We start from the raw sequence: 12,024 nt of genomic DNA, 5'->3' as shown, positions 1-12,024 counted from the left end.
GATCAGATTTCGATCACCTGCCCCTGCATCAGGGCTTCGATTCGCCACGCGGGCGCGGCCTCGCGCAACTCGTTCATGATCGCCGACTCGTTGCCGGGCTTGAGATGGGTGATCCAGACCGCTGGCGCGATCTTGACCCCGTTCAATTCCGCTGCCAGCGAATCGGGCCAGTGATGCTTCGACACCTCGGCGATGGCGGCCAGTGCATTCTCGAACGAGGTCTCGATGATGAGGTGGCGCAGGTCGGGAATCGCGTTGAGCGCGGCGACGAATGCCTCGCTATGGGTCGTGTCGCCGCTGAAGACGATTCCGCCGGCTTCCGCAAAAACGTGCAGGCCGCAGGCGGGGACGACATGGTTCGCGGGCAGCGGCCGGAAGCTGCGCCCGTCGACGGTGCAGACCTCGCCGAATCCGAGCGGTTCGAAACGCAGCCACGGCGCGTCCTCGCTCGGAATTTTCCGGAAGTCCGGCCACAGCTGCCAGTTGAACAGATGATCCGACAGCACCTGCAGGACTTCGGGCAGCGCGTGCACGATGAGCGGGGCCTCGCGCAGGTCGCCGACGCTGTCGAGCAGGAGTGGCAGGCCGAGCACATGATCGAGGTGCGCGTGGGTCAGGAACACGTGGTCGATCGCCTGCAATTGCTCGAAGTCGAGCGTCGTGATGCCCGTGCCGGCGTCGATCAGGATGTCGTCGTCGACGAGCAGGCCGGTCGTGTGGCGGCCGCTGCCGATCCCGCCGCTGCAGCCCAATACGGTGAGTTTCATCGTTATTTCGTTGTGTAGACGTAGACGCCGTCCCAGCCTTGCGGCGGAGGCGCGGCGCGGAACTGCGCGATGCGCTCAAGATAGACATCGTACAACGCGCGCGGCGACTTCGCGTCAAGCGCGCGCAGGGCCGTCTCGGCAGCGTCCCAGTCCTGCTTCTGATACGCGGCGAAGGCGGCGTCGAAGGCGGCGGCGGCGCTGCGCACGTCGTCGGCGAGGCGGTCTTTTGCCCCGAGCGGCTCATAGATCGCGACCGGCGTCTCCTTGCCCTTGACGCGGACTTCGTCGACCTTCATGTAGGCGTGAACCGGGTCGGCGTCGACCGTCGACTGGGTGACGAGGATGCCGACGCCGTACTGCTTGGTGATGCCCTCGAGGCGCGATCCGAGGTTCACCGCGTCCCCCATCACGGTGTAGGCCATGCGGAATTCCGAGCCCATGTTGCCCACGCTCATGCGCCCGGTGTTGACGCCGACGCCGATCTTCACCGCCGGCCAGCCGCGCGCGGCGAACTCGTCGTTGAGCTGCGGCAGCGCCGCCTGCATCTCGAGCGCTGTGCGGACCGCGCGCGCGGCATGGTCCGCGAGATCGACCGGCGCATTCCAGAACGCCATGATGGCGTCGCCGATGTACTTGTCGATCGTGCCCTGATGCTGCTGCACGATGCGCGTCATCGTCGAAAGATAGGCGTTGAGCACCTCGGAAAGCTCGGTCGGGCTCAGCTTTTCGGAAAAATTGGTGAAGCCGCGAATGTCGGAGAACAGGACGCTCATGTCGCGCGACTGCCCTTCCATCGTGTAGTGCGCGGGATCGCGGCTCATCTCGGCGGCGAGTTCGGGTGGCACGTATTGGCCGAAGAGCCGCGTGATCTGGCGCTTGCTGCGCGTCGCGGCGAAAAGGCCGTACGCGGTGTTGAGCGCATACAGCCCCGCCACCGCGAGCATCGGCGCCGCCATCGGCACCACCTGGAAGCGCGCCCACGCGGCGCCGTAGGCGGCGAGCAGAAGGCCGAGCAACGCGAGCGTCGCGGCGAGGCCGAGCGCCGGGCCGAAGCGCAGCAGCACCACGATCAGCACGGCGCCCAGCAGCAATACCGCCGCCAGCCTCGCGTCGCGCGCCCACGGCGGCGTCACCCGCGTCGTGCCGTCGAGCATGCCCGCGATCAGGTGGGCGTGGATCTCCACGCCCGGAAAGGTGCTGGAGAACGGGGTGACGCGCAGATCGGCGAGCCCCGGCGCGGTCGAGCCGACGAGCACGATGCGATTCTCGAGTTGCCCGACCGGCGCTTTGCCAGCCAGCACGTCGGCCGCCGAGATGTAGGGAAACGGCGAGCCCGCCCGGTAGGGCACGTGCACGGTGCCGTCGGCGCCGAGCGGCACGCGAATGCCGCCGACCTCGAGCCACGGCGCGAGGTAGTTGCGCCCGAGCAGTTCGCTTTGCTCGACCCCGGCGCTCGCGGCGTCGCCCCCGAACGCGATGCGCAGGGTCGACGCCGAGAGCGCAAGGTAATAGCCCTCGCCGTAAGGGAGAACGAGCGACATCTGCCGGGCCGTGCCGTCGTCGTCGGCGAGCATGTTGAAGAAGCCCGCACCCTGTGCCGCGTCCTGGAAGGGCGCGAGATTGGCGCCATACCCGGCCGCCGGCCTGCCCGGCTTCAGCGCGCCGAACACCTCGGGCGGCAGGGACCACGGGGGCAACGTACCGGTGCGCGTCGCACGGTATCCCTCGGGGACGAAGTAATAGCCGAGCGACACCGGCCGCTCCGCGAGCGCCTCGGCAAACCGCGCGTCGTAGTCGAGGCGCGGCGCGATCTTCTGCAGCGCCGCAGCGAACGCGCGCTCGCCTGCGAGCTCGCCCTGCGAGAGCGCCTTCAAGGTATCGAGCCCGGAACTGCGGTCGGCTTCGGCGAAGACGACGTCGAAGCCGACCGCTGCGACGCCGTAATGGTCGAACAGGCGCTCGACCAGCGCGGTCATCGTGTCCCGGCTCCATGGCCAGCGGCCCACGCTCTTCAGGCTCGCCTCGTCGATGTCGAGAATCGCGATGCGATCGTCCGCCCCGGTCGGCGCGGTGCGCTTGAGCCACGCGTCGTAAAGCCAAGCCTCGACGCGCTCGATCGGATCGAAATGGAGCGCGCCGCCGACGTGCGCCGCGATCAGCAGCACGAACAGCGCCGACAGCCCCGCCTGAAGCAGCCTCGACGAGACCCGCGTCACTTGATGCGGTAGAAGCGGTCGGCGAGCGTCTTGCCCTGCACGGCGTCGAGGCGGCCATCGACCGCCTCGCCCAACGCCGCCAGCCGGTCGGCCGGGTGCGGGTGGGTCTTGAACAGCAGTCCGGTGCGCGCGTCCTTGGCCGGCAGGCCGGCGAGATCCTGCAAAACGTCGGGAAGCCCCCACGGCTCGTAGCCGGCGCGCGCCGCGAACACGATGCCGACGCGGTCCGCCTCGAACTCGGCGTTCTTGTCGAGCCCGCGCGCCATGATTTCGGCCCCGTTGCCGATCAGGTTCTGCACCACCTGATCGCTGTCCTTCGCCTTCTTGCTGGCGGCTTGGCCGAGTGCGCCGATCAGGCTCGACTGCTTGAGCACCTTGAGGTGATGTTTCTTGGTGACATGAGCGATTTCGTGGCCGAGGACACCGGCGAGCTGCGCTTCGTTGCCAAGCCGCCGATAAAGCCCCTTGGTGATGAACACGTAGCCACCCGGTGCCGCGAAAGCATTGATGTCCTCGGTGTCGAGTACGCCGAAACGCCACTTGACGTCGCTGCGCCCGCTCTGCGCGGCGACCCAGTTGCCGACGAGGTTGACGTAATTCTGCAGCTTGTCGTCAGGTACGAGCGGCACGGCACCGAGAAGGTTTCCGGAAATCTGGCGGCCGATGCGCGCCTCCTCTTCGGGCGAGTAGTCGCCGAACAGGGCAAAACCGAGCTGGCGCGCGTCGATTTTCTGGTTCTCGGGAGGCGGCGACGCGGCCGCGCTCTGCGCCGCGGGCGGAGCCGTCTGCTCGGCGGGCGGCTGCTTGTTCTTGTTCAATTCCTGGTTGAGGCGCTCTTCGAGCAGCTTGCCGAAATCGATCGCGCTCGCACCCCCGCTCAGGCCGAGGGCGACCGCGAGGACGAGGGCCTTGATTTGCATCGCACGGGTTTTCATCAGTTGGCCTCCCAGGTCGAAGGCTGCTGCGCGGGCCGCGGTTCAGGCAGCGCAGCGATGTTGGCGGCGGCAAGACCGCCGCGCGCCGCGAAGCTGCGCGCCTGCGCGGCGCTGGCGTCCCACGCGTCCATCCGCGCCAGCTCCGCGCCGTCGAACTTGGCCTGCTTGAGATCCTCGTCGTCGAGTCCGCGCAGGCCGGCCACCGCGACGACCCGGCTCGGGTCGGAGCGCGTCGTCGCGGCGCCGACCACATCACCGAGCCCCGCGCCGCCGAGACCTCCGGCGCCCGCGCGAACCGACAGCAGCCGGATCCAGCCGCTCGAGCTGCCCGACTTCACCTGCAACCAGCCGCCGCGTTTGGCGAGGATCGTGACGCTCGCCCCTTTCGCCGCAGTCGCCGTCACCTTCGACGTCGCGCTCGGCTGGCTGTAGAGCTTTTCGTTACGCAATACCGTGCCCTGCGCAGCGAGCGCAGGCATCGCGCCCATCGCCAGCAGCAGTGCGAGCCCCTTGATCAGAAATGTTTTTTTCATGCCGGTCTCCGTGTGACTGCAAAACTGTATGTCGTGACCGACGCGTGCGCAAGCACGCGCGGCCGTCCTTTCGAACAATGGCGCAAGCCTCGGCGATGACGTTAAGATGCCGCGATGAATTCCATTGCGGCCTCCCTCGAATCGCTCGGCGCCAAGGTCGTCGGCTGGTTCACGGTCGGCTACGCGATGTTCTCGTTCCTCGGCAAGGCAGGCCTGCTGCTGCTCGAGCGCGAGACCTGGAACCGCGCCACCTTCGACGTCGTCGTGAAGCAGGTCTACTTCACCGCCGTACAGATTCTGCACGTTTTTCTCGGCTACGCCCTGGTCATTTCGTGGCTGATCATAACGATCATTCTGTCGACCGCGCGTGACTTCGGCCTGACCGCCTTCGCGAGCGAAATGACGATCCGCGTGCTCGTTCTCGAACTGCTGCCCTTCCTCACGGCCCTGTTCGTCGCCCTGCGTTCGGGCAGCGCGATCAACACCGAAGTCGCGTTGATGCAGGTGAACAACGAATTGGATGCGCTCGCGCACTGCAAGGTTCCACCGATGCAATTCGAGTTCCTGCCGCGCCTGATCGGCGGCGTGGTGTCGGTCGTCACGCTCGCCGGGCTCGCCGGGCTGCTCGCGCTGCTGCTCGGCTATCTCGCGATCTACGGCGCCGGAACGGCCGGCTTCGAGCCCTACACGCAGACCATCGCCAAGATCTTCGACTTCGGCATCCTCGCCGGCCTGGTCGTGAAGTCCGCGCTCTTCGGCCTGGCGGTCACGCTAATCCCGGTGACCGCCGGTCTCGAGACGCCTAAGAAGCTCTTCATGGTGCCGGTGTCGGTGCTGCGCGGCATGATGCGCGTATTCTTCGCCATTGTGGCGATCGAGGTGGTGTCATTAGCGCTCAAATACATCTGACCACGTTCGCCGACCGCGACAGCCTGCGCGCCGCGGTCGCTGCATTGTCGGACCAGGTGGCGCGCGTCGCGCTCGAGCTGCCGCTGCGGGCCAATCTCTCGGCGCTCGACAACATCGCGCTGATCCCGATCTACCAGCGTCATCACGACGTCGCCGAGTCCACCCGGCAGGCGCGGCAGCTGCTCGAACGCCTCGGCCACGGCGAGATCGCGTCGCTGCGCGACCCGGACATGACGCCGGCGCAGCGCTTCATCACCCAGCTCGCGCGCGCGCTCATACTCAAGCGCCCGCGGCTCCTGATCGACCGCCCGGGGGCCATGCTTTACGATGTTCCCTACCCGGATTTCATCCGCCAGCTAGCGGCGACCGCCGAAACCGGCGGGACCTGGGATATCTACGACTTCGACTGGAACCGGGTGCTCTACGCGCCCGCCACGCATTCGGAATGAACAAACTGCATTTCAAGGTCGGGCTTTTTGCCGCGACGTCGCTCTTTCTCGCCGCGGTGTTCGTCGTCTATCTGCTGCACGCGCGCGGCTTTTTCGAAGACATCTTCGAGCTGCGACTCGCGGCGGCGAGCGCCGACGGCGTGGCGCCCGGCGTCCCGGTCGTGTTCTCCGGCATCGAAATCGGCCGCGTCAGCACGCTGGGCCTCAACGACGACGGCGGCATCGTGATCCGCGCCGAGTTTCTCGAGCGCAATGCCAAATGGCTGCGCGAAACCAGCACCTTCACGCTCGACAAGCCGCTGGTCGGCGGGGCGAAGATACGCGTCGATTCACCCGACCTCGACGCGCCCACGCTGGCCGACGGCTCGACGGTCCTGCTGCTCAGTTCCGACGTCAGCAAGGAAATCCCCGCGCTCGTCGAGCGCGTCAAGGCCATCCTCGCCAACGTCGAACATCTGACGCGCAAGGACGGCGAAGTCAACGCGACGCTCGCCAACGTCGAGAAGCTCACCGGGCGCATGACCGGCGAATACGGCATGCTCGAAGGCCTGCTCGGCAGCGCGGAGAAGGCGCGCGCAGTCACCGATTCGCTCGACAAGACCCGCGCCCTGATCACCAAACTCGACGGCATCGCGCTGAAAACCGACCGCTGGCTGTTCGCGCCCGACGGCGTCGCCGAGGAGACACGGGCCTCGCTCGCCCAGGTCAGGCTGATGCTGAACGACGCGCAGGCGAGCCTGAAGAAGGCCGATGCGGTGATGGCGAACGCCGTCGACATTTCGGCCGACGTCAAGCAGGGCACGCAGGACATCGCCGCCCTGCGCAGCGAAATCGACGACGCCGTGCGCAAGGCCAACGCGCTCGTCAACGAGATCAACAAGAAGTGGCCGTTTGCGCGCGACCCAGAGGTGAAGCTGCCATGAAGCGTCTGATCGTGCTTGCCTTCCCGCTTCTGCTCGCGGCCTGCGGCAGCGGAGGCCCGCCGCCGCCCGACTGGAAGACCGATTCGGCCGATCTGGTCGCGCGTTATCAGAAGCACGCGCTGCGCGGCGAAAACACGCTCGCCGAGCGCTACTTCCAGCAGGCCGTCGCCGCGACCGGAGGCGCCGGCCGAGTCCGCGAGACCGCGCGCCTGTGGCTTGTGCGTTGCGCCACCCGTCGCGCGATGCTGATCGACGATTCATGCGCCGAATATGCGGAACTCGCCGCGACCGAGGCCAAGCCCGATGCCGAGGACGCGGCCTACTTCCGCTTCGTCACCCTGCGCTGGCAGGATCTCGATCCGAGCCTGCTGCCCCGGCAGCATCGCGCGCTGCTCCGCGCCGAGGCCGCGCGCCGGCACGAGGCCCTCGCCGCGATCGACCATCCGCTCGCGCGTTTGCTCGACGCGAGCCTGCTGCTCATGCGCGGCGAAGCCGGACCCGCCACGCTGTCGCTCGCGACGGAAACCGCCTCGTCGAACGGCTGGCGCCACCCGCTGTTGACCTATCTCAAACTCGAGCAAGCGCAGGCCGCCAGCCGCGGCGATCACGCAACCGAGGCGCGCCTGGCACGACGCATTCGTCTCGTCGAGGAAAATATCGCGGCCTCACCCTGACCGGTTTAACGCCCTGCGGGCTGCTGCGCCGGCCGATGCTCGACGCCATGCGCGTGTCGGTGCACGCGCCGCGGAACCGGCGCCAAAGCCCGGCCCGCGCGGCATCCAGAAAAACCGTTCGCCGCATTGACAAGGCCGCGACCTATGATTACCGTGCAGCCTCGGAGAATGCGGTTCTTCAGCAGTAACAACAAGCTGTATCCGAGTCGGGCTGCAAGCCAAATATTCAATAAAAGGAGGAGGTACCCATGAAATACGCATCCGTCGCACTGGCCCTTGTGGCCGCATTCGCAAGCGCCGCGCAGGCCGCACCCGCAATGATGTCCGCGGAGTGGACCGCACAGGCTTGCGACGCCTGGAACAAGGACGCGGCACTCACCAACGGTCTGGCCGAAAAATGGGTCAAGAACGACAAGGGCCGCGGCTACAAGATCATCCACCTCTACCGCACCGACTGCGGCGAGCCGACGCAGACCGAAATGAAGATCTCGGCCAAGGACGGCAAGGCGATGTGCGTCTACGGCGGCGCCGTGCAGAACCCGAAAATGGATCACGCCGTCGACTACACGATGCATGCGACGACCGACCGCTGGGACGAAATGGGCGCTGGCGAATACGGCCCCATGAAGGCCATGATGTTCGGCCGCCTGAAGTTCGCCGGACCGAAGATGGAGGCGATGAGCGTGATGGGCCCGTTCGAAGCCTTCCTGCGTCTGCCCGGGAAAATCCCCGGCGACAAAGCCTGCCCGGCCAAGTAAAAACGCGCGGCTGAAACGGAAAGCCGGGAGAAATCCCGGCTTTCTTGCGTCAGGACCTGCCGAAAGGATCGGGCCTAATGGACGGTTCCGCCCGCGGCGTCGAGCGGGCGGCCGTTGCGGATTTCCTCGGGCGTCGCGTCGCGAACGTCGACGACGTTGATGAGGCAGGTCACGCTTTGTCCGGCCAGAGACGGGTTGCCATCGAGCGTGACCTTGCCGTTTTCGACCGAGGTGACGTAAAAAACCTTCGTCTCACCCGACTCGTTTTCGAACATGACTTCGGCGCCGGTGCGCCGGAACTCGGGCGGAACGTTCTCGATCTCGTCGACGAAGACCAGGCTCTCGTCACGCAGTCCGTACCCCTCCTCGGGCGACAACTGGATCTCGACGCGGTCGCCGATCTTGCGCCCCGCCACGGCCGTCTCGATTGCGGGAAGGATGCCGCTGTGCGCGCCCTGGACGTAGCCGACCGGCAGATCGTGCTGCTCGACGACCATTCCGCGCGCGTCGAGGATGGAATAGGTGATGTATACGAGTTTGTTCCGTGTCACGGTGACCATGCTGTCTCATCCTGAACCGTCGAAAGAAAGGCGCACGCCCCGGCGGCGACGCTGCCGCTGCTTATGATACCTTCGAAGCCCGGCCGACTGATCGCACGTCCATGAAACCACTCAAGACCCTCCCCGCCTGGAAAGCGCTCGAGCAGCACTTCAAGAGCATGCGCAACTTCGACATGCGCGCGGCCTTCCGCGAGGACGCCGCACGTTTCGAGACCCTGTCGCTGCGTTGCGGAAATCTGCTGCTCGACTACTCGAAGAATCGCGTGACGCAGGAGACGATGCGGCATCTCGCGCAACTGGCGCGCGAATCCGAGCTCGAGGAGATGCGCAACGCCATGTGCACGGGCGAGCGCATCAACTTCACCGAGAAGCGTGCCGTGCTGCACGTGGCCCTGCGTGCGCCGGTACGACCCGCCCTGATGGTCGAAGGCGTCGACGTCGAACGCGAGATCGCCAAGGTGCTGCACCGCATGCAGCGCTTCGTCGAATCGGTCCACAACGGCAGCTGGCGCGGCCACACCGGCAAGCCGATCCGCAATGTCGTCAACATCGGAATCGGCGGCTCGGACCTCGGTCCCGCGATGGTGTGCCACGCGCTCGACCACTACGCCGTCGAAAACGTGCGCGTGCATTTTGTTTCCAACCTCGATCCGTCGCATCTTGCCGGAACGCTCGCCCAGCTCGATCCCGAGACGACGCTGTTCATCGTCGCCTCGAAAACCTTCACCACCCTCGAGACGCTCGCCAACGCCAACTCGGCCAAGGCCTGGCTGCTTGCAGCGCTGCGGGCACCCGAAGCCGTGGCGCGCCACTTCGTCGCCTTGTCGACCAACGCGCAGGCGGTCGAAGCCTTCGGCATCGATCCGGAGAACATGTTCATCTTCTGGGACTGGGTCGGCGGCCGTTATTCACTGTGGTCGGCGATCGGGCTGTCGATCGCGCTGCAGATCGGCTGGGGCAACTTCCAGGCCCTGCTCGCCGGTGCGCACGCAATGGACGTCCACTTCAAGGAGGCACCGCTCGAGGCCAACATGCCGGTCATTCTGGGCATGCTCGGCATCTGGTACGCGAACTTCTGGGGCACCGACACCTACGGCGTCTTTCCCTACGACCAGCGTCTGCGCCTGCTCGTGCCGTTCCTGCAGCAGCTCGACATGGAGTCGAACGGCAAGAACGTCAACCGCGCCAACAAGCTCGTCAATTACAACACCGGGCCGATCGTGTGGGGCGCGCCCGGCACCAACGGCCAGCACGCCTTCTTCGAACTCGTGCATCAGGGGACGCGGCTGATTCCGACCGACTTCCTGGTCGCCGCCGTCAACCTCACGCCGCTGGCCGACCAGCACGAATGGCTGCTCGCCAACTGTCTCGCACAGACCGAGGCGCTGTTGAAAGGCAAGTCGCGCGCGGTCATCGAAGCCGAACTGATCGCACAGGGGATGACCCGCGACGACGCCCGCGCGCTCGCTCCGCACAAGGTTTTTCCGGGCAACCGTCCGAGCAACACGCTGCTCTACCAGAAGCTCGACCCGCACACGCTCGGCATGCTGATCGCGCTCTACGAGCACAAGGTCTTCGTGCAGGGCGTGATCTGGCAGATCAACAGTTTCGACCAGTGGGGCGTCGAGCTCGGCAAGCAGCTCGCACCGCCGATTCGCGCGGCGCTCAGTTCGGTACGCGTGATCGGCGAACACGACGGCTCGACCCAGGGCCTCATCGCCGACATCCGGCGGCGCCGCGGCCTCAGTACCTAACGCACGCCCCGACGCCGTCGCGCCGCCGCCATTCCACGCGGCGAGCCCTACTGCATCAGGCCCTTGACGCGCACGCGATAAACGAGCGTCGCTTTGCCGCCGCCCGGCACGCGCAGCTTCCACTCGGCGGTGCCGGCGTCGGGTCGCGCGTGCGGCCGCGACTCGGAAAGTATCTCCCAGTCGCCGGGGATCGGCTCGCGGACCGTGACGGTCGCCGTTTCCTTCCCTGCGTTCTTCAACACGATTTCATGCGCCGACTCGTAGACGGCGGCGTCACGCTGCGTGCCGGGCCGTTGCTCGAAAGCCGTCTGCCTGCGTTCGGCGGTGTGGTCGAAGGCTTCGCCGAGCGTCAGCCGGAGCGATTCGTTCCTCGGCGTGTGGCCGATCCGGTCCTCGCCGACGAACTGGCTGCTGCCACGGGCATCCTGCTCGTAGACGCGCACGACGCCCGCAGGCAAGGGCAGCCCGAGGCCGGCGCCCCGGTTTTCAAATTCGAGGAACATGCCGACGTGCGCCGGCTGCGACGGGGCCGGATAGCGGCCCGTATAGATGTGGCCGACGCCCTGCAGCACGAGTTCCTTCCTGACCGGCACGCGCGCCGCGCGCAGGAGTGCGACCTGCTTGGTCTGGTTTTCCGCGAGGCTCGTCGGCTGCGGCAGCGTATAGAGATGATGGCCGGCCAGCGGCTCGGGCTGCAGATACGCGCCACCCGCGGACTTCGCGCCGAGCGACATCGACTCGCGCGCCAGCGGCTGCGCCCCGTCGCGGACGCGGTTGAGCGTGCCGGCGACGAACTGCAGCCGGGCGTCGCGATAGGCGGCGCCACTCTGGTTGACCAGCGTCACCCAACCGTCGAGATCCAGATGCGCCCCATCGTCGCGGAGTTCCACGACGTAATCCGCGCGCCACGAGAGGCCCGTCGTCAGATACGAAAGCTCGAGCCGCTGCGCGCCCGCCCGCGCGTCGGCGAGCGAAAAGACGAGTGCGGGCGCCGTGTGGAGCGCGTCGGGCACGGCGGGAAATGCGAGCCGGGCCGGCATTCCTGTTTCGACGCGGTCGGGGAACTGCAGCACGACGCCGCCGCGGCTCGTCAGCAGCGTCGCCTTCTCGCGGCTTTCGGCGCCCGTGCCCGGATGTGTTCGGATGACACCGACTTCGCGCCCGACGTAGTGCTCGATCAGTCTTTCTGGCGTCAGCAGGTCGAAATCGAAGGCCTGCTCGCTGACCCGAAAGCCGGCGGGATCGGACAGATTGCGCAAGCGCACCGTCTCCGGGCGAAGCTGCGCGGCGACGTCGAGCCAACTCAGGCGGTTCATGTCGGGACCCAGGCGGACGCGGCGGACGTCCTTGATCAGGGCGAGATCGTCGGCGTAGAGCGTGAGTGCGACGCTCTCGCGGTCGGCGACCCGGCTGACGATATCGTTCGTGGCGGACGCGCCTGCGGACAGGCCCGCCACGGCCAGGCCGGCGATCGCCGTGCCGAGCAGCCTCGTGTTACGGAACATGGTTTTTCCTCCTTGCAGCGTAGCGCCCATGATGCACGATA

At 66.7% G+C, this 12,024-nt stretch carries 13 protein-coding genes; 7 read left to right on the top strand and 6 right to left on the bottom strand.

Going from position 1 to position 12,024, the window contains the following annotated elements; all coding sequences use genetic code 11:
* Positions 1-2: 2 nt before the first annotated feature.
* Genes TBD_RS04960 through TBD_RS04945 form a run of 4 tightly spaced genes read right to left on the bottom strand, consistent with a single transcriptional unit; the run spans position 3 to position 4,451 of the window.
* Entirely contained in the window at positions 3-767 is a 765-nt protein-coding gene (locus TBD_RS04960) for a 3',5'-cyclic-nucleotide phosphodiesterase (RefSeq protein WP_011311496.1), read from the bottom strand.
* 2 nt (positions 768-769) lie between these two features.
* Positions 770-2,983, bottom strand: coding sequence for a CHASE2 domain-containing protein (locus tag TBD_RS04955; protein ID WP_011311495.1), 2,214 nt, complete (start codon positions 2,981-2,983; stop codon positions 770-772).
* Entirely contained in the window at positions 2,980-3,918 is a 939-nt protein-coding gene (locus TBD_RS04950) for a M48 family metalloprotease (RefSeq protein WP_011311494.1), read from the bottom strand. Before TBD_RS04950 ends, TBD_RS04955 begins: the two co-directional genes overlap by 4 nt.
* Positions 3,918-4,451, bottom strand: a complete 534-nt coding sequence (locus TBD_RS04945) for an SH3 domain-containing protein (protein WP_011311493.1) — start codon at positions 4,449-4,451, stop codon at positions 3,918-3,920. Before TBD_RS04945 ends, TBD_RS04950 begins: the two co-directional genes overlap by 1 nt.
* A gap of 114 nt (positions 4,452-4,565) precedes the next feature.
* Between TBD_RS04945 and TBD_RS04940 the strand changes: the two genes are divergently transcribed.
* From TBD_RS04940 to TBD_RS04920, 6 genes are read left to right on the top strand one after another with little or no spacing between them, the layout of a single operon-like run.
* A complete protein-coding gene (locus TBD_RS04940; RefSeq protein ID WP_011311492.1) occupies positions 4,566-5,360 on the top strand; it encodes an MlaE family ABC transporter permease in 795 nt (264 codons plus the stop codon).
* A gap of 44 nt (positions 5,361-5,404) precedes the next feature.
* Positions 5,405-5,809, top strand: coding sequence for a hypothetical protein (locus tag TBD_RS04935; protein ID WP_011311491.1), 405 nt, complete (start codon positions 5,405-5,407; stop codon positions 5,807-5,809).
* Complete coding sequence (locus tag TBD_RS04930; protein ID WP_011311490.1) at positions 5,806-6,732, top strand: MlaD family protein; 927 nt, start codon at positions 5,806-5,808, stop codon at positions 6,730-6,732. The genes TBD_RS04935 and TBD_RS04930 overlap by 4 nt, the downstream gene beginning before the upstream one ends.
* The gene (locus TBD_RS04925) at positions 6,729-7,406 is read left to right on the top strand and encodes a hypothetical protein (RefSeq protein WP_011311489.1); all 678 of its coding nucleotides are present in this window, start codon (positions 6,729-6,731) and stop codon (positions 7,404-7,406) included. Before TBD_RS04930 ends, TBD_RS04925 begins: the two co-directional genes overlap by 4 nt.
* Before the next feature lie 35 nt (positions 7,407-7,441).
* Positions 7,442-7,594, top strand: a complete 153-nt coding sequence (locus tag TBD_RS14945) for a hypothetical protein (protein ID WP_187147204.1) — start codon at positions 7,442-7,444, stop codon at positions 7,592-7,594.
* Between the two features lie 60 nt (positions 7,595-7,654).
* Positions 7,655-8,164, top strand: a complete 510-nt coding sequence (locus TBD_RS04920) for an SCP2 sterol-binding domain-containing protein (protein WP_011311488.1) — start codon at positions 7,655-7,657, stop codon at positions 8,162-8,164.
* A 74-nt stretch (positions 8,165-8,238) separates the two neighbouring features.
* Here TBD_RS04920 and TBD_RS04915 read toward each other — a convergent pair whose 3' ends face one another.
* Complete coding sequence (locus TBD_RS04915; protein WP_011311487.1) at positions 8,239-8,724, bottom strand: FKBP-type peptidyl-prolyl cis-trans isomerase; 486 nt, start codon at positions 8,722-8,724, stop codon at positions 8,239-8,241.
* A gap of 101 nt (positions 8,725-8,825) precedes the next feature.
* On the opposite strand from TBD_RS04915, the gene pgi reads away from it, so the two are divergent.
* Positions 8,826-10,478, top strand: coding sequence for a glucose-6-phosphate isomerase (gene pgi, locus TBD_RS04910; protein ID WP_011311486.1), 1,653 nt, complete (start codon positions 8,826-8,828; stop codon positions 10,476-10,478).
* 47 nt (positions 10,479-10,525) lie between these two features.
* Here the strand turns inward: pgi and TBD_RS04905 are convergent, their stop codons facing one another.
* The gene (locus tag TBD_RS04905; protein ID WP_011311485.1) at positions 10,526-11,983 is read right to left on the bottom strand and encodes a DUF4139 domain-containing protein; all 1,458 of its coding nucleotides are present in this window, start codon (positions 11,981-11,983) and stop codon (positions 10,526-10,528) included.
* Positions 11,984-12,024: the final 41 nt, after the last annotated feature.

Origin of the sequence: Thiobacillus denitrificans ATCC 25259, from assembly GCF_000012745.1 — a bacterium.
GTDB lineage: Bacteria > Pseudomonadota > Gammaproteobacteria > Burkholderiales > Thiobacillaceae > Thiobacillus > Thiobacillus denitrificans_B.
The sequence above is the reverse complement of the archived record's forward strand: the minus strand, read 5'-3'. Positions and strand labels throughout refer to the sequence as shown.

Excerpts from the sequence above, each read along its gene's own strand:
- TBD_RS04905 (WP_011311485.1), bottom strand. The coding sequence starts at position 11,983 with ATGTTCCGTAACACGAGGCTGCTCGGCACGGCGATCGCCGGCCTGGCC.
- TBD_RS04945 (WP_011311493.1), bottom strand. The coding sequence starts at position 4,451 with ATGAAAAAAACATTTCTGATCAAGGGGCTCGCACTGCTGCTGGCGATG.
- TBD_RS04915 (WP_011311487.1), bottom strand. The coding sequence starts at position 8,724 with ATGGTCACCGTGACACGGAACAAACTCGTATACATCACCTATTCCATC.
- TBD_RS14945 (WP_187147204.1), top strand. The coding sequence starts at position 7,442 with ATGCTCGACGCCATGCGCGTGTCGGTGCACGCGCCGCGGAACCGGCGC.
- pgi (WP_011311486.1), top strand. The coding sequence starts at position 8,826 with ATGAAACCACTCAAGACCCTCCCCGCCTGGAAAGCGCTCGAGCAGCAC.
- TBD_RS04920 (WP_011311488.1), top strand. The coding sequence starts at position 7,655 with ATGAAATACGCATCCGTCGCACTGGCCCTTGTGGCCGCATTCGCAAGC.
- TBD_RS04950 (WP_011311494.1), bottom strand. The coding sequence starts at position 3,918 with ATGAAAACCCGTGCGATGCAAATCAAGGCCCTCGTCCTCGCGGTCGCC.
- TBD_RS04930 (WP_011311490.1), top strand. The coding sequence starts at position 5,806 with ATGAACAAACTGCATTTCAAGGTCGGGCTTTTTGCCGCGACGTCGCTC.
- TBD_RS04940 (WP_011311492.1), top strand. The coding sequence starts at position 4,566 with ATGAATTCCATTGCGGCCTCCCTCGAATCGCTCGGCGCCAAGGTCGTC.
- TBD_RS04925 (WP_011311489.1), top strand. The coding sequence starts at position 6,729 with ATGAAGCGTCTGATCGTGCTTGCCTTCCCGCTTCTGCTCGCGGCCTGC.
- TBD_RS04960 (WP_011311496.1), bottom strand. The coding sequence starts at position 767 with ATGAAACTCACCGTATTGGGCTGCAGCGGCGGGATCGGCAGCGGCCGC.